Here is a 17666-nt window from a genome sequence, read left to right on the forward strand (position 1 = left end):
TCACAGGTATACCGCTCACCACCGCGACCGCCCGTGGGCCGAGCCGGGAACACCGCCAATGAGAAACGGACCGCGCCCAGCGACGAGGTGGGGCTGCGGCGCCCGGCGCACTATCAGGCAGCCATCCCTGCGGCCGGCCGAGGTGCTGGCGCGCCTCAGAGGCCGGTCGGGGTGTCAGGTGCCGAGGTAGCGCAGTACGGCGAGGATGCGGCGGCTGTAGCCGGCGACGTGCGCGAGGTCGAGCTTGTCGAAGATGGCGTTGACGTGCTTCTCCACCGCGCTCTGCGACACGTGCAGACGCTGGCCGATGGCGGCGTTCGTGTGCCCCTGGGCCATCTCGTGCAGCACGTCCCGTTCGCGCGGGGTCAGCCGACCGAACGGGTCCGGTCGGTCGGAGCCGGCGACCACCTGACGGACCACCTCCGGATCGAGCGCGGTGCCTCCGGCGGCGACGCGGTCCAGTGCGTCGAGGAAGTCGTCGACCTGGGCCACCCGGTCCTTGAGCAGGTACCCGACCCCCTCGGGACGGTCCGCGAGCAGCCGGCCGGCGTACCGTCGCTCCACGTACTGGGAGAGCACCAGGACGCCCGTGGCGGGCCAGCGCCGGCGAATCTCCAGGGCTGCCCGCAGCCCGTCATCGGTGTGCGTGGGTGGCATCCGGACGTCGGTGACGACCACGTCGGGACGGGACCGCCCGACCGCCTCGACCAGGTCGTCGGCGGTGCCGACCGCCGCGAGCACCTCGTGGTCCTCCTCGGCGAGCAGCCGTGCCAGGCCCTCCCGGAGCAGCGTCGAATCTTCGGCGAGGACTAGCCGCACGGCAGCTCCGCCAGGACGGTGGTCGGGCCGCCGGCCGGGCTGGTCACCCGGAGGTGGCCGTCCAGTGCGGCGACCCGTCGGGTCAGCCCCGACAGGCCTCGCCCGGTGGGGTCCGCGCCGCCCACGCCGTCGTCGTGCACGCGCATCCGGACCCACCCCTCCCGTACCCCGATCTCGACCGTGACCAGGGTAGCGGCGGCGTGTTTCGCGGCGTTGGTGAGCGCTTCGCAGGCCACGAAGTACAGCACCGTCTCGATCTGCCGCTCGGGGCGGACCGGCAGCTCGCAGCGGATCCGCACCGGCACCTCGGAGCGGTGGGCGACCATGGCGAGCACCTCACCGAGGTCGCTGCTGTCCAGCGCCGACGGGTAGACCCGCCACGCCACCTCGCGCAGCTCCTCGACGGCCCGCTGCACGTCCTCGTGTGCCTGGGCGAGCAGGGCGGCGGAGCGGTCGGCGTCGCGGGCGCGTCGGGCCCTGCCGAGCAGCATGCCGAGGGCGACCAGCCGCTGCTGGAGGCCGTCGTGCAGGTCGCGTTCGATGCGCTGCCGTTCGGCGTCGACCGCGGCGATGACTCCGGCCCGGCTGCTGGTCAGCTCGCGGACCCGCTGCGTCAGCTCCGCCCGACTCCCCGGGCCGAGCAGTCTCCGGGCCAGCCGGACGTCGAGTGCGGCGACGCTGACGAGGGCCTGGACGTTGAGCAGCAGCAGCACCGCCCCGACGGCGACCTGGGCCAGTGCGTCGAGGAGGGTCAGCTCGCCGCGTACCGCCGCGCGCAGCACGATCCCGGCCAGCACCACGCCGACGCCCAGCAGGGCGTACGCCAACAGACCGAGCACACCGGGCAGCAGCCGGGCCGCGAGGTAGCCGACGCGCCGCCGGGTCGACGCGGCGTTCGGCGCGGGCAGCTCACCCGCGGCGAGCAGCCCGGTCAACCGGCGGCGTTCCACGCGCACCAGCTGTGCGGCGTACCGTCTCGTCAGGTCGACGACCCGCCGGGCGGTCGGCGGCGCGAGCGCCGACCCGGCGAGCGCGACGGCCGCGACGGCCAGGAAGACCAGTTCGACGACGGCGGACGCGGTTCCGGCGGCGACGCCGACCGGTAACCGGAGCCCGTCCCACCGCTGGCCGGTCCGGCGCTCCCCCACCACCATCTGACGTCCCTCCGCGCCGAGCCCGCCCGGCTGCCGGTCTAGCGCTCGTCCGAGGCCCACGAGCCGCCACGGTAGAGGGTGCCGCGACCGCCCGGGTCGGGGACACCGCGCTGGTCGAGGGCATCGAGGCCGGCCGGCTCGGGATTGCGCGCGGCGCGGCGGGCCCGCAACACCCGGGACCCGACGAACCAGGCGACGGCCGCCACGCAGGCCACGATCACCACGTTCTGGAGCACCCCGACGTACCCCTCGACGAGGTGCCAGTTGTCGCCGAGCAGGTAGCCGGCGAACACGAACGTGGTGTTCCAGATCAGGCTGCCCAGCGTGGTGTAGAGCAGGAAGGTGCTCACCGGCATCCGCTCCACCCCGGCCGGGATGGAGATCAGGCTCCGGAAGATCGGAATCATCCGGCCGAAGAAGACCGCCTTCACGCCGTGCCGGAGGAACCACGCCTCGGTCTTGTCCACGTCGCTGAGCTTCACCAGCGGGAGCCGGGTCACGATGGCGCGCATCCGGTCCCGGCCCAGCGACGCGCCGATCAGGTAGAGCGCCAACGCGCCCAGCACCGAGCCCAGCGTGGTCCAGAAGATCGCGCCGACCAGGCTGATCCGGCCCTGCGCGGCGACGAACCCGGCCAGCGGAAGGATCACCTCGCTGGGGATCGGCGGGAACAGGTTCTCCAGTGCCACCGCCAGGCCGGCGCCCGGCCCACCGAGTCGCTCCACCAGGTCACTGACGTAGCCGACCATCCCGTCCTGGGGCGGTTCGGCCGCGGCGGTGGGGGTTCCGGTGGCGAGCAAGGCGTGGGACGTTCGAATCATGCCCCCACGCTACGAAGTGATCCTGAGAGTCGACCATGAGGAGGACCGCCCGGACGCGCGGGTCGACCACAGCGGCGAGGGTGTGGAAAACCGCACCCCGCTACGGCTCGCGGTGGCGCAGCCGCTGTGCGTACCCCGGGACGTCGCGGCGAACGCGCGGGCCCACGCCGCCGCGGTCCGCGCGGCGCGCGCCCGGGTGGTGCTCTTTCCGGAGCTGCCTGGCCAGCGTGCCCACCGGATCGCCACCGCGCACCGGGTCTGGGTGGCGGTGGCGAGCTTCGCCGGCTCGACCGGCGGCGGCTACACCGTGGCGACCGGCGGTTCCGGCATCTGGACGCCGGAGGGTGCGGTGTACGCCCGGGCGGGTACGCAGCCGGGCGAGTTGGTTCCCGCCACCATCGCTACGGCTGGCGCGGCCGGAGACCACGCAGTGCCGTGTCGACCACCTGGTCGGCGTACTCGGGATTCAGGGGACCGGTGCGCTGGAGCCACCGGTTGAGGACCGGGCCGAACAGCATGTCGACGGCCACGTCGAGGTCGATGTCCTCGGCCAACTGCCCCGCTCGTTGGGCGGCGCGCAGGCGGTCCTTCTTCAGCTCCCGCATCGGCTCGTCCAACCGCTTCGCGTAGTCGGCGGCCAGGGCCGGGTCGTGGACGATCTCGGTGTGCAGGGCGCGCATGGGCTGGTCGTAGCGCGGATCGTTCAGCTCGTCGACGGTGGCCCGCAGGACCAGCTTCAGGTCGGCTGTCAGGTCGCCGGTGTCGGGCAGGGCACCAGCCTGGCCGTCGGCCCCCTCGGTGGTGAGGGCGAGGAAGGCGTCGAACAGCAGCGCGCCCTTCGACGGCCACCAGCGGTAGATCGTCTGTTTCCCGACGCCGGCGGCGGCGGCGATGCCCTCGATGCTGAGTTTCGCGTATCCCACCTCGCCGACGAGGTCGAAGGCGGCGGCGAGGATGGCTCGTCGCGCGGTTTGGCTGCGGCGGCTGGAGTCGGGGGCGACCTGCTTGGGCACGCGGCCAATCTAGCAAAGAAGAGACGAGACGGTCCGTCTTGACAGACGGATCCGAGCAGGTAGGGTCAGGCAGCAACGAGACGGGACGGTTCGTCTCGTACGGCGGAAGGAAGCTCATGGAAACCTCAGGCACTGCCGCACCCCGGGTCTGGTTCATCACCGGGGCGAGTCGAGGCCTCGGCCGGGCCTTCACCGCGGCCGCGCTCGCCGCCGGCGACCGTGTTGTCGGCGCCGCCCGCGATGTCTCGCCGCTCGACGACCTCGCCGCCCGCCACCCCGGCCGTCTGCTGGCGCTGCGCCTCGACGTCACGGACCGCTCGGCAGTCTTCGACGTCGTCGGCCAGGCGGTCCAGCACTTCGGCCGGCTAGACATCGTCGTGAACAACGCCGGGGCGCTCTTCGCCGGCATGGTCGAGGAGTTCACCGAAGCCGAGGCCCGAGCGCAACTGGACCTCAACTTCTTCGGCGCGCTCTGGGTCAGCCAGGCCGCCCTGCGGACGATGCGGGCCCAGGGCGGCGGACACATCGTGCAGATCTCCAGCATCGGGGCGCTCGGCGGCTTCCCCAGCACCGGCCTCTACAGCGCGAGCAAGTTCGCGCTGGAGGGCATGAGCGAGGCGCTCGCCGCCGAGGCCGCCGGGTTCGGCGTGAAGGTCACGATCGTCCAGCCGGGCGGCTACTGGACCGACCTCTACAGCAGCAGCACGGCCACCACGCCGAACCCCGCCTACGAATCGCTGCGCGCGGAGCTGGAGAGGCAGTGGGCGGAAGGATCGATCGACAGCGAACCACGGCTGGCGGCCGACGCGCTGATGACGCTGGTCGCCAGCGACGACCCACCGCTACGGCTCCTGCTGGGCAGCATGGTGTACGACCTCGCCTTCGACATCTCCCAGCGACGCATGGACACCTGGGCCGGCTGGGAAGAGGTGAGTCGTCGAGCGGAGAAGGCAGTCCCGGCGCCGGGCACGAGCTGAGCTGGCCGCCACCCGACGAACAGCGCGATGGATCGGTGGGTCAGGGCATGTCGTACGGCTCGGGCAGGATCGGCCCCATGGGCCCACTTCCCGCTCGACTGTCCGTCGTGACCCTGGCCGCACGCGACATCGGCGTGCTGCGCTCGTTCTACCGATCGCTGGGCTGGCCCGAGCTGCCGTCCAGTGACGACGGCTGGTCCGCCTTCCTGCTGGGTGGCGTAATGCTCGCGCTCTATCCGCTGCCGGACCTGGCGGCCGAGGCGGCGCCCGGCGTGGCCGATCCGGCCGGCGGCTGGTCCGGCGTCACCCTGGCCTGCAACGTCGACAGCCGCGCGGAGGTCGACACGGCCTTCGCCGCGGCTGTCGCGGCCGGCGCGACGGTGGTGGCCGCGCCGACCGACCGGTCCTGGGGTGGGCGCTCGGCCTACATCGCCGACCCGGAGGGCAACCGCTGGGAGATCGCCTGGGCGGGCACGGCCCGCTTCGACGAACGCGGCGCCCTCATCTCCTTCGGCTGAGTCCTGTCCCGACGGTCACCCGGCGTCCAGCACCTCGCGCAGCCGCGCCGCGAACTCGTCGGGCTTGCCCGCGTAACCGAACTCGCCACCGAGGAAGCCACCGTGGTGGCTCGGGAACACCACGGCCTCCTGGCCGAGCAGGGCCGCGGTGCCCAGGGCCGTACGGGCGGTGTACGTCCCCGCCGACTCCTCACCGACGGCGATCACGATCCGGGTCGGTGCGGCGGTGAGCAGGCCCGCGTCGGGGCGGTAGTCGGTGATCGCCCACGAGTTCTTCGACAGCAGCGGGTCGTCGCGGGTGCCGTCGTCCTCGGTCGGCATGCCGAACATCGCCGGGTCGGGCGCGGGCTGGGAGAAGTAGGCGTCGGTGAACTCACCCTGCCAGGACGTCATCGCGATGAACGCGGCCATGCCCGCGCCGGTGCCCTTCGCCTGGTACGCGTCGTAGAAGGCCGCCCGGGCGCGCTCGGCGGCGGTGGCGTCGGGGAGCACCGCGTTGATCGGCGGCTCGTGCGCCACCAGCGTGACGACGTCGGCGGGGTGGGTCGCGACCAGTTCGAGTGCGGTCACCGCACCGCCGCTGCTGGCGAACACGTCGACCGGACCGGCGTCGAGCGCCTCGATCAGCAGGTGTAGGTCAGCTGCCTGCTGCTGGGGAGTGTGGTCGGACCGGCCGTCCGTGCGGATGCTGCGGCCCAGGCCGCGCGGGTCGTAGGTGACGACCGTGCGGTCGGTGAAGTGTGGGGCGAGCGCGGTGAAACCCTCCGCCGTCATCGGCTGACCGATCATGAGCAGCGCGGGGTGCCCGCCGGACGGGGGTAGCGGGCCGCGGACGTCGTAGACCAGGTCGACGCCGGGTACGGCGAGGGTGTGTGTCTGCGTTGTCATGCCGGTGAGACTACGGCCGCCGCCACCGGATCGGGGTGCTCTGTGCGCGGGTTGCGGCCGGCTGTGGCCACTGGCACGTCAGCAGGTGTCGCCGAAGCGACGTAGCGTCCAGCGGGCCGGCGGCCAGCGGGCGGCGTCGTCCGCGGTGGTCCATTCGGTGATCGAGGCCGGGGCGACCTCCAGGTCGAACGCCCGGTGCAGCGGTTGGGCGGCGAGCGCGTGGAACGCGCTTTCGACTGTCTCGGTGTGCCCGACGAGGATCACGGTCGCGCCCCGGTGCCGGTGTGCGATCTCCATGATCGCGCGGCTCACGCGGGCCACCAGTTCGGCCCAGCTTTCGTTGCCCGTCTGGAAGGGCCGGAACAGGCCCCCGCCCTCCGCCGCGTGGTCGGCGCGGAAGCGGATCGTCGGCATCCCGTCGGCGTACGGCGGTGTGTGCCAGGTGCACAGCCCGCAGTCCGCTGTGGGGCGGACGCCGAACGCGTCGGCGATCGGCTGCGCGGTCTCGACGGCACGGCGCAGCACCGATGAGTACACCGCGGCCGGTCTGTCGGAGGCGCAGTCGCTGACGAGCCGCTTGGCCAGGCTGCGTGCCTGGTCCCGGCCCAGCTCGGTCAGGCCCCGGCAGCCGTGCGGGCCGCCCACGATCCCCATGACCTGGTGGACCGACTCGCCATGACGTACGAAGATGAGCCGCGTCCGCATCGGACCATCATGCCAGCGGCGCAGGTGGATGTGTGTCAGTCGTCGCCGCGGCCGGCGGAGAGAGCCCAGGCCTGGGTGAGCAGGGCGTCGAGTTGGGCGCCCGTCCGCGCCGGTAGCCGTTCCCGGTCCACCAGTTCGGCGATCCTTTCCCGTAGGTCGGCGACGCGCCTGGCGCGGTCCTTGGACCGCCGGTTCAGGTCGGCCAGGTCGTCGCGCAGGTCCTCGGCGGTCTTCCGGTCGATGTCGTCACGGGCCTGCGCCTGGGCGAGCACCGCCGCGAACTCGGCGCTGACCTCCCGCAGGGTGATCGGCATCTGCTGGCCAACTGTCGAGGGCACAGCGCTGCTGGGCGGCGAGGACGGTGCCGGCGGTGTCGGCGACTGGGTGGTGGGTGTCGGCGCCGGTGCGGTGCTCGCTGGCGGGTTGACGCCCTGCGCCGAGCCGGGAGAGTCGGGCGAGCGGAGGCCCTGGGTGAGCAGCGCACCGATGCCGATCAGCGCGGCGAGGCCGGCAGCGGTCAGCACGGCGAGGGGTCGACGAGACCGGCGCTGGTGTGGCCCGGCACCGATCGGCGCGGGGTGGGGGCGGGCCGCCGAGCGATCGATCAGGGTGGGCGGGTGGGCCGAGTGGGCAGTCGGCAGGATGCGCAGCAGCTCGGTGGGCGGCTCGACCGGCTGACCGGCACCGAAACGGGTGGCCAGTTGCGCGGCGGTGGGTCGGCGGGCCGGGTCGGCGGCCAGGCAGGCGACGGTCAGCTCGGCGATGTCGGCCGGCAGGCCGGGCACCCGCAACGGCGGCACGGGAGTGCCCCGACGGTGCACCTCCAGCGCGTCCTCCCAGCTCTGCACCGGCAGCGGCGCCTGACCGGTGAGGGTGCGGTAGAGCAGCGCGCCGAGGGCGTACACGTCGCTGGCCGGGTCGGGTGGGCCGGCGGTCAGCCGCTCCGGGGCGAAGTAGGCCGGTGTGCCCATCAGCGGCTCACCGGCCTGGCCGCCGAGTGTGTGCTGCGGGCCACCGAGCGCGGCTATGCCGAAGTCGAGCACCTTGGCACCGGTGTCGGTGAGCATGACGTTGCCGGGCTTGACGTCGCGGTGCACCACGCCGATCCGGTGCGCGGCGGCCAGCGCGGCGGCGATCTGCCCGGCCACCCGCACCGCCTCCGGCCAGGGCAGTGGCCCGGTCCGCAGCCGGTCGGCCAGGTTGTGTCCCTCGACCAGCTCCATCACCAGGTACGGAACCACGGCGCCGCCGGCGAGGGTCGCCTCGCCGTAGTCGTACACCTGGGTCACGTGCGGGTGGGTGAGCCGGGCCGCCGCGCGGGCCTCGCGCTGGATGGTGGCCCGCAGCTGCGGATCGGTGGCGAGCTGTCCGGCGAGCACCTTGACGGCGACCGGCCGGCCGAGCACCTCGTCGTCGGCCCGCCACACCTCGGACATGCCACCGAGACCGATCCGCTCGTGCAGTACGTAGCGGTCGTGGAGACGGAGAGTGGGCGTGAACGGCGACATGGCCCCACCAGTCTGCCTGGCCGCGCCCGCCTCGACCACCTACGCCGCCCGGTTCCGGCCCACTTCTCCCGTGCGTACCAAAATGGCCGGCGTTCGGCTAGGAGCAGGTGGGGGCGGTGGGCAACGGTCGGGGCTGGATCCGGTCGGCGAGCCGGCGCAGGGCGATGGCGGTGGCCCGCCGGGTCGGGGCGAGCAGCGCCGGGCGGACCCGCTCGACCTGGACCGGCGCGTTCGGTCGGGCCGAGTTGACGTGTCGGTTCATCGCGTCCAGGGCGGTGAGGTATCCGGTGGGGTGTTCCATGGTCAACTCCTCGGGACAGGTCCGGTGGAGGTCCGGACGACGAGTGCGGTGGGCAGCAGCACATGACCGGCCGCGGCGTCCACGGGCGGGTCGAGCAGTAGTTGGGCGGCGATCCGGCCCTTCTCCTCGGCCGGTTGCCGGACGGTGGTGAGGCCGGCCGCGGCGGCCTCGGGGACGTCGTCGAAGCCGGTCACCGAGACCGGCGGGCGATCGCCGGACGGTCGCCCGGCGAGCGCGTCCAGGACGCCGAGAGCGAGCACGTCGGAGCAGGCCAGCACGGCGGTCGGCGGCGCCGGCCGGTCGAACAGCCCGGCGACGGCCGCCGCCGCGGCCTGGCGACTGTTGCCCTGGGCGTTGACCAGGTTCAGCTCGGCCCAGTCGACGCCGACCTCGGCGAACGCGTCGGCGAACCCGGCGAGCCGGCCGTGGGTGGTCGGGTGTGGCACCTGGTCGACCCCGGGAAGGGTGAGCGGGCCGGCCGGCGCGTCGGGCAGCACGGAGTCGGCGAGCAGGGCCACCTGGCGGTGGCCGAGGCCGGCGACGTGTGCGGCGACGCCGCGGGCCGCGGCCCGCTCGTCGATGCCGACGAACCGCTCGTCGGGGCCGGCGTCGTCGCGGGCGGCCGTACTGACGAACGGCAGCCCGCGGGCCCGGATCACGTCCAGGGCCCACTCCTCGTCGGCGACGCAGTAGACGCAGAACCCGTCGACCGCGGCGTTCTCCACCGCGCGACGGGCGTCGAGCTCCGCCCGGGACAGCGGCACCAACAGCATGCTGGTGCCGTGTCGCTCGGCGGCCTCACCCACGCCGGCGAGAAAGCGGACGGCGAACGGGTCGGTGAAGGCGTACGACAGTTGCGAGGTGAACAGCACCCCGATCGAGCCGACGAAGCCGCGACGCAGGGAGCGGGCGGTGGGGTTGGGGCCCGGGTAGCCGAGCTGCCGGGCGGCGTCCAGGATCCGCTCGCGCAGCGCCGAGGAGAGCTGGTCGGGGCGGCTGTAGGCGTTGGACACCGTGCTGCGGGAGACGCCGACGGCGTCCGCCACGGCTTGCAGGGTTGGCTTCACCGGCACCCCTCTGTATCGATCCAGTCTGTATCGATACAGAGATTAGCCGAACGAGTCGGCGGCGGTCAATACCAGGAAACGGGCGGACCGTCCGTGGCGGGACGAGGGGCCGCTCCCCGGCCGCCCCGACCGGCGGTCACGCTGGGTAGAGGTCCTCCAGCAGACGGCCGAGGATCTCCGGGGTGCGCTCCGGCGGCTCGGCTTCGACGCAGAGCCGCTCCATGGCCACCGCGTAGTAATCCAGGTCGTCGCGCTTGTCCAGGTAGATGGCGCTGGTGAGCTGTTCGATGTAGACGATGTCGGGCAGTTCCTGGTCGCCGAAGCGCAGGATGGTGAACGCGCCGCCGGCGGCCGCGTGACCACCGGCGGCGAACGGGATGACCTGGAGGCGGACATTCGGCGACTTGGTCGCCTCGATGAGCGCGGTGAGCTGACCGCGCATCACCTCGGCACCGCCGATCGGACGCCGCAGCGCCGCCTCGTCCACGACCGCCCAGAGCTGCGGCGGGTGCTCCCTGTGGAGCAACTGCTGGCGCTGCATCCGCAGCGCGACCCGTCGGTCCAGCTCGGACGGACCGGCCGCGCCGTGCCCGAGCAGCACGACCGCCCGGGCGTACTCACGGGTCTGCAGCAGGCCGGGCACGAACTGCACCTCGTAGGTGCGGATCAGCGCCGCCGCCGCCTCCAGGCCCAGGTAGGACTGGAACCAGGTGGGCAGGACGTCGCCGTAGCGGTGCCACCAGCCGGGGCTGTTGGCGTCGCGAGCGAGCTTGAGCAGCGCGTCGCGCTCCTGCTCGTCGGTGACGCCGTAGAGCGTGAGCAGGTCCGCCACGTCGCGTTCCTTGAAGCCGACCCGGCCCAGCTCCATCCGACTGATCTTGGATTCGGAGGCTCGGATCTCCCAGCCGGCACCTTCCCGCGTCACGCCGCTGGACTCCCGCAACCGGCGCAGTTGGGCACCGAGCAGGATGCGCAGCACGGTAGGCCCGGTTGTCGGGCCGCCCTCGGCGGGAACCATCGTCACGTGCGGACCTCCGGACACCGACCAGCGTGGTCGGGCGCCCCGGCCCGGCCGACGTGTAAGCATGCCATGGACCGACAGTGAGGTGAACTCCTCCGGACCGGTGGATCAGTCCCGTCCCCGGGACGGCCCACCGGGACCGCTCAGTTGATCAGATGATCGAAGTCGCCGTCGCGCGCGCCGAGCACGAAGGCGGCGATCTCATCCACCGTGTAGATCAGCGCCGGCCCTTCCGGATGTCGGGAGTTGCGGAGCGCGATCCCGGCTCCGCCGGGCAGTTCAGCGAGTTCGACGCAGTTGCCGCTGGGGTTGCTGCGGCGACTTTTCTGCCAGCTCAGCGGTGGCAACTGGTGGATCGGAACGCCGTTCGGTGGCTGCTGCATGAGGGCGTCTTTCTGCTCACGAGCCCGCCGGTGGCCGTGGGGAGGAGCGGTGACGGCGAGGGGTGCGGTATCGACATCGGACGGTGCTGCACGTGCATCTGCTATTGCATCTGCACCAGACGGCGAGCATGATAACGCACAAGATCGGTGCGTATCCGTGCACGCAGGGTTACCTGGCATGGGCATCGATGAGGGAAAACCGGGCCCGACGCGGCGCGCGTCGGCCGACGGCTGGAGGCGATAGCGGCGATGGGAGGGCTCGTGCCGGATCCGATGAGTGTCGCCTCCGGCATCTGCGCTGCTGGCGCGCTGCTGTCCTCGTGGCAACTACGACGGCGGGCGCTGCGCGCCGAGGCCGAGATCGGGCACCTCCAGGCCGAACTGGCCGCCGAGCGGCACGCCGCCAGCCACGACCCGCTCACCGGGCTACCCAACCGGCGTGCCTTCTACCGCCTCGCGGCCGCCCTGCTCACCGACACGGCCGGGCAGCCGTTGATCGCCATCGTGCTCGACCTGGACGACTTCAAGCAGATCAACGACCGGTACGGGCACGCGGCCGGCGACCAGGTGCTGATCTGCGTGGCCGAGCGGCTGGCCGGCTTCGCCGGGGACAATCTCGTCGCCCGCCTCGGCGGGGACGAGTTCGCCGGGCTGCTGGCCAGCCCGACCGTCGACCGGCGCTGGATCGAGCACGCCACCCGGCGGCTCAGCGAGACCGTCGCCGCCCCGATCCGGCTCAGCGGGGTGAGCGTCCAGGTGACGGCCTCCGTCGGGCTCGCCCCGGTGACCGGCCCGGCCCAGCTCACCGATGCGCTCAGCCGCGCCGACGCGGCGATGTACCAGGCGAAGAGCCTGGGCGGCAACCGATCGCCCCGGCAGCTCGTGGACAGCGTCCGCCTGGCCGAGTGCTGACCGCTCCGGCGTCCACGGCCACCTCGGGCTGGGCGGGGACAGCGCTCAACGCGGCCGGGCGAGGTCACGCAGCGCCGCGTCGGCGAGCGTGACCAGACCGACCGGCGACACCAGTCCGCGCACGATCCGGGCCGCCATCGCGCGGTGGGCCGCGTCCGCATCCGGATCGAGCGCCTGGCGGGTCCAGTCGCTGAGGTCGTCGAGCGCGCGAACAGCGAGGAACCAGGCCAGGCCGACCGGGTTGATGTCGACGCTGCCGTAGCCGGCGAGGACGGCCGCCCGCTGCTCGGCGGTGACCGGCGCGAAGGCGAGCACCCCGTCGGTGACGAACATCAGGTCGCACTCGGGCGGGGCGAGCACGGCATCGTCCCAGTCGATCAGCCAGACCTGACCATCCGGGCCGAGCAGCAGGTTGCCCAGGTGCGGGTCGCCGTGGCAGACCACGACCGGCCGGTCGCGCTGGCCGGCGGCGAGCCGCTCGACCGCACCGCCCAGTGTGGACACCTGGTCGGCCACCGCGGCCCACACGGCCGCCAGCTCGGCGACCGGCGGACCGGCCGGGTCGGCCGGTCCAGGCTCGCGCAACCGCTCGGCCGTCGCGCGGGTCGCGGCCACGATCCCCGGGTACGTCACGCCGCCGCGCGGCAGCAGCCGCACCAGCTCGTCGGTCACCGGCACCGCGTGCACCGCGGCCAGCAGTTCGCCGTACGCGCGCCAGTGCGCGTCAGTCATCGGACCGTCGAGCGCCCGCTGGTCGGAGACCCACGGCACCACCGAGAGGCGGTGACCGCCGCGGTCGGCGTACAGCCGCTCGTCGCGGGTGCGCAGCGGCGCGGGGATGCCCGGCACTCCCTGGCCGGCCAGGTGCGCCGTCACGACCAGGCCGGCCGGAGTGCCGCCACCGCTCAGCTTGACCGCGTACCGGTTGCCGTCGGCGGCGTGCGCCAACCACAGTCGGGCGTGCTGGTCGGCGCCGTGGGTCACCTCGTCCACGCGGGTCAGGTCGAGGCCGAAGTCCGTGCGGACCCAGCCGGTCACCTGCCGCGTCGCGTCCTCGATCACCGGCACACCATGCCATCGGGTGGTGCGTCCCGGTCAGCGCAGGGTGGCGAGGTACCGGTCCAGTGCGTTGTACGACTCGGCCGCGCCCTGCGCCATGCCGGACTCGGCCATGCCGTCGCGCTGCTCAGTGGTGTCGAACCGGGTGGTGCCGGTGACTGCGGTGCGGCCATCGGTCTCGGTGAAGACCAGCGTCTCCACCGCCACCTGGCCGGGCATGCCCTCGTACTCGAAGGTCTGCACGATCCGCTCAGGCACGACGATCTCCCGGAACTCACCGCGGAAGCCGTAGGCGTTGCCGTCGGTGGCGTGCTCGACGAAGCGGTAGCCGCCACCCACCTTGAAGTCGATCTCGACGTCCAGCGGGTTGCCCCGCCCCCACCAGTGCTTCAGGTGCTCGGCCTGGCTGTGCGCGGCCCAGACCAACTCGCGCGGGGCGTCGAAGGAACGGATGAGGGTGATCTCCCGGTCGGACGGCATGTCGATGACCAGGTCACGAAGCTTGTCCATCGCTGTTCTCCTTCAGGTCGCGTAGGTAGTCGTCCAATGTGTCGTAACGCTCGTCCCAGAGCCGGCGGTACTGCTCGACCCATTCGGCCAGCGTGCGCAGCGGGGCCGGGTCGAGCCGGCAGCGACGCCACTGCGCCTCGCGGGTCCGCACGATCAGCCCGGCGCGCTCCAACACGTTGAGGTGCTTGGAGATCGCCTGAACGCTGATCGGGAACGGCTCCGCCAACTCGTTGACCGTCGCCTCGCCGGTCGCCAGCCGGGCCAGGATGGCCCGACGGGTCGGATCGGCGAGGGCGGCGAACACGGCGCTGGTGGGATCTGCTGTCATCTGACGCTCTCAACCATATGGTTTGTAAACCGCTAGGTTGAATATACAGCCCAGCGCTGCTCCGTCAACAACTTCGACACAAATCCAGCGTGCGGTCAGCGCCAGCCGTAGCCCGCGCGCAGGGCCTTCCCGACCCGGTCGAACCGGGGCCGGTCCAGCACGGCGCCCTCGCGGCGGATGCTGTCCTCGCGCATGGTGAGCACCCGGTCCAGCCGAACCCAGCTCGGCCGGTTGTCCCGGTCCCAGTCGCCAGGCCCGAGGGCGAACCAGTGCCGCTGGCCGTCCCGCTCGCTCTGACTGGACAGCATCAACCCGAACAGCGTTCGGCTGTGCCGTCCGACGACCAGCACCGGCCGGTCCTTGCCCTGGCGGGGGTCGTCCTCGTACGGCACCCAGGTCCAGACGATCTCCCCCGGGTCGGCCTGGCCGTCCCGCTCCGGGGCGTAGGTCAGCTCACGCCGCTGCAACGCGCTCACCTGGCGACGGCGAGCCACTTGCGCCGGGGCCGGCCCGGTACGTCGCGGGGAGGGGATCACCGCGCCCACCCGAGAGATGCGCGCCGCCACGTTCCTCAACAGACCAGCCACGGCGGGCAGCCTACCGGTCCCCACGCCGGCCGCCGGGGCGGGCGGCGCTGCGGCAGACTGGTGCCCGGCAGCGGGACGACGTGGAGGTGCTCACAGTGACCATTGAGGTGCGTACCAGGACTCTCCCCGGGACGGCGACGGCGCTCGGTTCCGCCGGGGCGTACACCCTGGTGGTGGACCGGCCGGCGGACGCCGGCGGCGGCGGGCTCGGGTTCAACGGGGGCCAGCTGCTCTACCTCGCGGTCGCCGGCTGCATCTCAAACGACCTGTTCCGGGAGGCGCAGGCAGCGGGCCTCGACCTGCACCGGGTCGAGGTGACGGTCCGGGGCGACTTCGCCGGTGAGCCGGCGGTGTCCGGCGAGGTCCGGTACGACGTCCGGGTCGAGGGCGACGCCCCGCCGGACCTGCTCCGCGCTCTGGTCGAACGGGTGGACGCGATCGCCGAGATACCCAACTCGCTGCGCGGTGGCACCCCGGTGCGGCTGGGTCGCACCGAGGTCGCCGGTGCCGGAGCGCGGGCAACCGATGATTGAGCTGCCGGGCGACCTGCCGATCCTGGAGCGACGCGCGGTGCGGGTGGTGGTCGTCGACCACGCCGACCGGGTGCTGCTGTTCCACACCCGCGACCCGGACCGCCCGGCGCGGGGCACCTGGTGGGAGCTGCCCGGCGGCGGCATGGACCCCGGGGAGACGTACCACGACACGGCGGTACGGGAGCTGCGCGAGGAGACCGGCATCGCGGTCACCGCCGACCAGGTGGGCGCGCCGACCTGGCGTCGGCGGGCGACCTTCCCGCACCGTCAGTTGCGCCACGTCCAGGACGAGGTGGTCGTCGCGGTACGGCTGGACGGCCCGGGCCCGGACGTGGACGAGACCGACCGGCTCGATTACGAGCTGGAGGACTACTTCGGCTTCCGCTGGTGGCCGCTGCCCGAGGTGGTGGCCAGCTCGGCCCGCTTCTACCCGGGACAGCTCCCCCGGCTGATCACGCCCTTCCTGGCCGGCGAGGAGATCGACGAGCCGTTCGAGTTGTTCTCGTGACCAGGCCGGCGAGGATGCCGGAGGGCGCGGGGGCGTGCAGAGTGGGGGCATGACGAGCGACCTGCACGGCCCGCTGTCCCGGTACGCCGCACGGCTGCACGGCGCGATCGGCGCCGAGCACCACGTCGCCTCCCCGCTCGGCGCGTGGCTGCTGCTCGCGCTCTGCGCCACGACCACGACCGACCCGGAGCCGGTGAACCGTCCGGCCGCCGACGGGCTGGCGGACGCCCTCGGCACCGATCTGACCAGCGCGGCCGAGGTCGCCCGCGCGCTGCTGGACGCCCCGCACCCGCTGGTCGCGTCCGCCACCGCGCTCTGGCTCCGGCCGGGTCAGGGCGACGGCGAGCCGTCCGATTGGCGGGCGGCACTGCCCGCGACGACCGAGGTCGGCCCGCTGCCCGACCAGGCCGGGTTGGACGCCTGGGCGCGTGAGCACACCCTCGGCCTGATCGAGAGGTTCCCGCTGCGGGTCGGGCCGGACGTGGTGCTGGCCCTGGCCAGCGCGCTGGCGACCCGGATCTCCTGGACGGACCCGTTCGAGGTCGCCGACACCGGCGCGCTCGGCTCGGGTAGCGCCTGGGCGGGCCGGCTGCGCCGGGTGCTGCGCAGCCCCCGCCGCGGTCACCGGGGCGCCATCGTCTCGACCGCGCAGGCCGGTGACGTGATCGTGCACTCCGCGCTCGCCCAGGCGGCCGACGGCGCGGGGCTGGTCGTCCTCTCGGTGGCCGCCGCGCCGCACGTGCCGCCGGCCGAGGTGCTGGCCGCCGCGTACCAGCTCAGCGCCGGCGCGGCTGACGGAGCTGAGCCGGTTGGCCGCCGCTCGCTGTTCGACCTGCCGCTCGGCGACACTCCCCTGTGGACGCTGCGTGAGGAACAGGTACGCACCCGGGCCCGCGACGGCCGCGAGGAGCGGCACACAGCGGTGCTCCCCTGCTGGTCGGCCCGCAGCGAGCACGACCTGAGCGCGCCCGCGCTCGGCTTCCCGGCCGCGTCGGCGGCACTGGCCACGGCGCTGGCTCTGCCGGTGCAGGACTTCGAGGCCCGCCAGGCGGCGATGGCCCGGTTCGGTCGGTACGGCTTCGAGGCGGCGGCGGTCACCGGCATGTTCGAGCTGACCAGCATGCCGCCGGAAGGCGTCGCCCGCACCGCCGAGCTGCACTTCGGCCACCCGTACGCGGTGGTGGCGGTCGCCACCGACAAGCGGGCCGACGGCAAGACCGGGCCATGGCACGGCGTGCCGGTCTTCTCCGGCTGGATCACCGAGCCGGAGGAGCTGCTCGAGGCCGACGGGTGAGCGGCTGACGAGGTTTCGGGTCAGGCTGGGGTGAGGAGGCAGAACTCGTTGCCTTCGGGGTCGGCGAGGACGGTCCACGGGATATCGCTCTGGCCCAGGTCGACAGCGGTGGCGCCGAGAGTCCGCAGTCTGGCCGCCTCGGCCTCCGGGTCGTCACCTGGGTATGGGCGGACGTCGAGATGGACGCGGTTCCACACGGTCTTCACGTCCGGTGTGCGGAGGAACTGCAGATACGGGCCGACGCCCTTGGCGGAGCGCAGTACCGCCCTGTGGTCGGTCACCTCGTGCACGGTCCAGTCCGTGGCCTGGCCCCAGAAGCGGGCCATGGCTCGCGGGTCCGCGCAGTCGACCACTACCGCGGCGATCGGTCCGGTGTCCTGGTAGAGCGGTCGGGGGTCCAGGACGCAGAACTCGTTGCCCTCCGGGTCGGCCATGACCGTCCATGGGACGTCGCCCTGACCCACGTCGGCCGGTGTCGCGCCGAGATCCTTCAATCGCGTGACCACCTCCGCCTGATGGGCCGCCGAGGTGGTGGCGAGGTCGACGTGCACGCGGTTCTTCACCGTCTTGGGTTCCGGGGAGACGACGAGGTCGATGCAGACCGCGACGGGGTCGGGGTAGACGAAGCCCTCGGGTTCGAGGTTGGTCACGCCGGGTCCCTCGCTGGAGACCTCCCAGCCGAGCACCTGCGCCCAGAAGCCGCCCAGCGCGGAGTCGTCCCGAGCCTTCATGTTGATCTGCACAAGCCGCGTTGCCATGC

General features: G+C 73.0%; 23 protein-coding genes. 7 read left to right on the top strand and 16 right to left on the bottom strand.

Going from position 1 to position 17666, the window contains the following annotated elements:
• Positions 1 to 174: 174 nt before the first annotated feature.
• From GA0070607_RS30680 to GA0070607_RS30690, 3 genes are read right to left on the bottom strand one after another with little or no spacing between them, the layout of a single operon-like run.
• The gene (locus GA0070607_RS30680) at positions 175 to 819 is read right to left on the bottom strand and encodes a response regulator (RefSeq protein ID WP_089021317.1); all 645 of its coding nucleotides are present in this window, start codon (positions 817 to 819) and stop codon (positions 175 to 177) included.
• The gene (locus GA0070607_RS30685; protein WP_231930564.1) at positions 810 to 2033 is read right to left on the bottom strand and encodes a sensor histidine kinase; all 1224 of its coding nucleotides are present in this window, start codon (positions 2031 to 2033) and stop codon (positions 810 to 812) included. Before GA0070607_RS30685 ends, GA0070607_RS30680 begins: the two co-directional genes overlap by 10 nt.
• Positions 2012 to 2794 carry a DedA family protein gene (locus tag GA0070607_RS30690; RefSeq protein WP_089021318.1) on the bottom strand — a complete coding sequence of 261 codons (783 nt, stop codon included), beginning with the start codon at positions 2792 to 2794 and terminating at the stop codon, positions 2012 to 2014. Before GA0070607_RS30690 ends, GA0070607_RS30685 begins: the two co-directional genes overlap by 22 nt.
• Between GA0070607_RS30690 and GA0070607_RS34235 the strand changes: the two genes are divergently transcribed.
• Entirely contained in the window at positions 2793 to 3293 is a 501-nt protein-coding gene (locus tag GA0070607_RS34235) for a hypothetical protein (protein WP_408630859.1), read from the top strand. The genes GA0070607_RS30690 and GA0070607_RS34235 overlap by 2 nt on opposite strands.
• Here GA0070607_RS34235 and GA0070607_RS30700 read toward each other — a convergent pair.
• Positions 3196 to 3807 carry a TetR/AcrR family transcriptional regulator gene (locus tag GA0070607_RS30700; RefSeq protein WP_089021319.1) on the bottom strand — a complete coding sequence of 204 codons (612 nt, stop codon included), beginning with the start codon at positions 3805 to 3807 and terminating at the stop codon, positions 3196 to 3198. The genes GA0070607_RS34235 and GA0070607_RS30700 overlap by 98 nt on opposite strands.
• A 116-nt stretch (positions 3808 to 3923) precedes the next feature.
• Between GA0070607_RS30700 and GA0070607_RS30705 the strand changes: the two genes are divergently transcribed.
• Together GA0070607_RS30705 and GA0070607_RS30710 are read left to right on the top strand one after the other, a co-directional pair.
• A complete protein-coding gene (locus GA0070607_RS30705; protein WP_089021320.1) occupies positions 3924 to 4784 on the top strand; it encodes an SDR family oxidoreductase in 861 nt (286 codons plus the stop codon).
• Positions 4785 to 4891: 107 nt separating this feature from the next.
• Complete coding sequence (locus GA0070607_RS30710) at positions 4892 to 5302, top strand: VOC family protein (RefSeq protein WP_197701195.1); 411 nt, start codon at positions 4892 to 4894, stop codon at positions 5300 to 5302.
• A gap of 15 nt (positions 5303 to 5317) precedes the next feature.
• Here the strand turns inward: GA0070607_RS30710 and GA0070607_RS30715 are convergent, their stop codons facing one another.
• The 7 genes from GA0070607_RS30715 to GA0070607_RS30745 all read right to left on the bottom strand — a co-directional run bounded on the left by GA0070607_RS30715 (position 5318) and on the right by GA0070607_RS30745 (position 11175).
• Positions 5318 to 6190 carry an alpha/beta fold hydrolase gene (locus tag GA0070607_RS30715; protein WP_089021322.1) on the bottom strand — a complete coding sequence of 291 codons (873 nt, stop codon included), beginning with the start codon at positions 6188 to 6190 and terminating at the stop codon, positions 5318 to 5320.
• Between the two features lie 78 nt (positions 6191 to 6268).
• Positions 6269 to 6895 carry a histidine phosphatase family protein gene (locus tag GA0070607_RS30720; protein WP_089021323.1) on the bottom strand — a complete coding sequence of 209 codons (627 nt, stop codon included), beginning with the start codon at positions 6893 to 6895 and terminating at the stop codon, positions 6269 to 6271.
• 35 nt (positions 6896 to 6930) lie between these two features.
• Positions 6931 to 8403, bottom strand: a complete 1473-nt coding sequence (locus GA0070607_RS30725; protein ID WP_089021324.1) for a protein kinase domain-containing protein — start codon at positions 8401 to 8403, stop codon at positions 6931 to 6933.
• A gap of 97 nt (positions 8404 to 8500) precedes the next feature.
• A complete protein-coding gene (locus tag GA0070607_RS30730) occupies positions 8501 to 8704 on the bottom strand; it encodes a hypothetical protein (protein WP_231930567.1) in 204 nt (67 codons plus the stop codon).
• Between the two features lie 2 nt (positions 8705 to 8706).
• Positions 8707 to 9771 (bottom strand): LacI family DNA-binding transcriptional regulator, encoded by a 1065-nt coding sequence (locus tag GA0070607_RS30735; protein ID WP_089022210.1) that lies wholly within the window; start codon positions 9769 to 9771, stop codon positions 8707 to 8709.
• 136 nt (positions 9772 to 9907) lie between these two features.
• On the bottom strand, positions 9908 to 10789 hold the full coding sequence (locus GA0070607_RS30740) for a helix-turn-helix domain-containing protein (RefSeq protein WP_408630930.1): 882 nt from the start codon (positions 10787 to 10789) through the stop codon (positions 9908 to 9910).
• Positions 10790 to 10935: 146 nt separating this feature from the next.
• Positions 10936 to 11175 carry a DUF397 domain-containing protein gene (locus GA0070607_RS30745; protein ID WP_089021327.1) on the bottom strand — a complete coding sequence of 80 codons (240 nt, stop codon included), beginning with the start codon at positions 11173 to 11175 and terminating at the stop codon, positions 10936 to 10938.
• Positions 11176 to 11436: 261 nt separating this feature from the next.
• Between GA0070607_RS30745 and GA0070607_RS30750 the strand changes: the two genes are divergently transcribed.
• Entirely contained in the window at positions 11437 to 12087 is a 651-nt protein-coding gene (locus GA0070607_RS30750; RefSeq protein WP_089022211.1) for a GGDEF domain-containing protein, read from the top strand.
• A gap of 45 nt (positions 12088 to 12132) precedes the next feature.
• Here GA0070607_RS30750 and GA0070607_RS30755 read toward each other — a convergent pair whose 3' ends face one another.
• The 4 genes from GA0070607_RS30755 to GA0070607_RS30770 form a co-directional block, all read right to left on the bottom strand.
• The gene (locus GA0070607_RS30755; protein WP_089022212.1) at positions 12133 to 13149 is read right to left on the bottom strand and encodes a phosphotransferase enzyme family protein; all 1017 of its coding nucleotides are present in this window, start codon (positions 13147 to 13149) and stop codon (positions 12133 to 12135) included.
• A 33-nt stretch (positions 13150 to 13182) separates the two neighbouring features.
• Complete coding sequence (locus tag GA0070607_RS30760; protein WP_089021328.1) at positions 13183 to 13656, bottom strand: SRPBCC family protein; 474 nt, start codon at positions 13654 to 13656, stop codon at positions 13183 to 13185.
• A complete protein-coding gene (locus GA0070607_RS30765) occupies positions 13640 to 13984 on the bottom strand; it encodes an ArsR/SmtB family transcription factor (RefSeq protein ID WP_089021329.1) in 345 nt (114 codons plus the stop codon). Before GA0070607_RS30765 ends, GA0070607_RS30760 begins: the two co-directional genes overlap by 17 nt.
• 95 nt (positions 13985 to 14079) lie before the next feature.
• Complete coding sequence (locus GA0070607_RS30770; protein WP_089021330.1) at positions 14080 to 14571, bottom strand: type II toxin-antitoxin system PemK/MazF family toxin; 492 nt, start codon at positions 14569 to 14571, stop codon at positions 14080 to 14082.
• A 95-nt stretch (positions 14572 to 14666) separates the two neighbouring features.
• Between GA0070607_RS30770 and GA0070607_RS30775 the strand changes: the two genes are divergently transcribed.
• Genes GA0070607_RS30775 through GA0070607_RS30785 form a run of 3 tightly spaced genes read left to right on the top strand, consistent with a single transcriptional unit; the run spans position 14667 to position 16906 of the window.
• Positions 14667 to 15104: an OsmC family protein gene (locus tag GA0070607_RS30775; protein WP_089022213.1), complete on the top strand. Its 438-nt coding sequence runs from the start codon at positions 14667 to 14669 to the stop codon at positions 15102 to 15104.
• Positions 15097 to 15612, top strand: coding sequence for an NUDIX hydrolase (locus GA0070607_RS30780; protein WP_172899135.1), 516 nt, complete (start codon positions 15097 to 15099; stop codon positions 15610 to 15612). Before GA0070607_RS30775 ends, GA0070607_RS30780 begins: the two co-directional genes overlap by 8 nt.
• A 49-nt stretch (positions 15613 to 15661) precedes the next feature.
• Positions 15662 to 16906, top strand: coding sequence for a serpin family protein (locus tag GA0070607_RS30785; protein ID WP_089021331.1), 1245 nt, complete (start codon positions 15662 to 15664; stop codon positions 16904 to 16906).
• A gap of 20 nt (positions 16907 to 16926) precedes the next feature.
• Here GA0070607_RS30785 and GA0070607_RS30790 read toward each other — a convergent pair whose 3' ends face one another.
• A complete protein-coding gene (locus tag GA0070607_RS30790) occupies positions 16927 to 17664 on the bottom strand; it encodes a VOC family protein (RefSeq protein WP_089022215.1) in 738 nt (245 codons plus the stop codon).
• Positions 17665 to 17666: the final 2 nt, after the last annotated feature.

This window comes from Micromonospora coriariae (assembly GCF_900091455.1).
Classification (GTDB): domain Bacteria; phylum Actinomycetota; class Actinomycetes; order Mycobacteriales; family Micromonosporaceae; genus Micromonospora; species Micromonospora coriariae.

Coding starts and splice junctions, on each gene's coding strand:
- GA0070607_RS30760 (WP_089021328.1), bottom strand. CDS start 13,656: ATGGACAAGCTTCGTGACCTGGTCATCGACATGCCGTCCGACCGGGAG.
- GA0070607_RS30720 (WP_089021323.1), bottom strand. CDS start 6,895: ATGCGGACGCGGCTCATCTTCGTACGTCATGGCGAGTCGGTCCACCAG.
- GA0070607_RS30740 (WP_408630930.1), bottom strand. CDS start 10,789: ATGGTTCCCGCCGAGGGCGGCCCGACAACCGGGCCTACCGTGCTGCGC.
- GA0070607_RS30730 (WP_231930567.1), bottom strand. CDS start 8,704: ATGGAACACCCCACCGGATACCTCACCGCCCTGGACGCGATGAACCGA.
- GA0070607_RS30780 (WP_172899135.1), top strand. CDS start 15,097: ATGATTGAGCTGCCGGGCGACCTGCCGATCCTGGAGCGACGCGCGGTG.
- GA0070607_RS30725 (WP_089021324.1), bottom strand. CDS start 8,403: ATGTCGCCGTTCACGCCCACTCTCCGTCTCCACGACCGCTACGTACTG.
- GA0070607_RS30785 (WP_089021331.1), top strand. CDS start 15,662: ATGACGAGCGACCTGCACGGCCCGCTGTCCCGGTACGCCGCACGGCTG.
- GA0070607_RS30790 (WP_089022215.1), bottom strand. CDS start 17,664: ATGGCAACGCGGCTTGTGCAGATCAACATGAAGGCTCGGGACGACTCC.
- GA0070607_RS34235 (WP_408630859.1), top strand. CDS start 2,793: ATGCCCCCACGCTACGAAGTGATCCTGAGAGTCGACCATGAGGAGGAC.
- GA0070607_RS30690 (WP_089021318.1), bottom strand. CDS start 2,794: ATGATTCGAACGTCCCACGCCTTGCTCGCCACCGGAACCCCCACCGCC.
- GA0070607_RS30745 (WP_089021327.1), bottom strand. CDS start 11,175: ATGCAGCAGCCACCGAACGGCGTTCCGATCCACCAGTTGCCACCGCTG.
- GA0070607_RS30715 (WP_089021322.1), bottom strand. CDS start 6,190: ATGACAACGCAGACACACACCCTCGCCGTACCCGGCGTCGACCTGGTC.
- GA0070607_RS30765 (WP_089021329.1), bottom strand. CDS start 13,984: ATGACAGCAGATCCCACCAGCGCCGTGTTCGCCGCCCTCGCCGATCCG.
- GA0070607_RS30705 (WP_089021320.1), top strand. CDS start 3,924: ATGGAAACCTCAGGCACTGCCGCACCCCGGGTCTGGTTCATCACCGGG.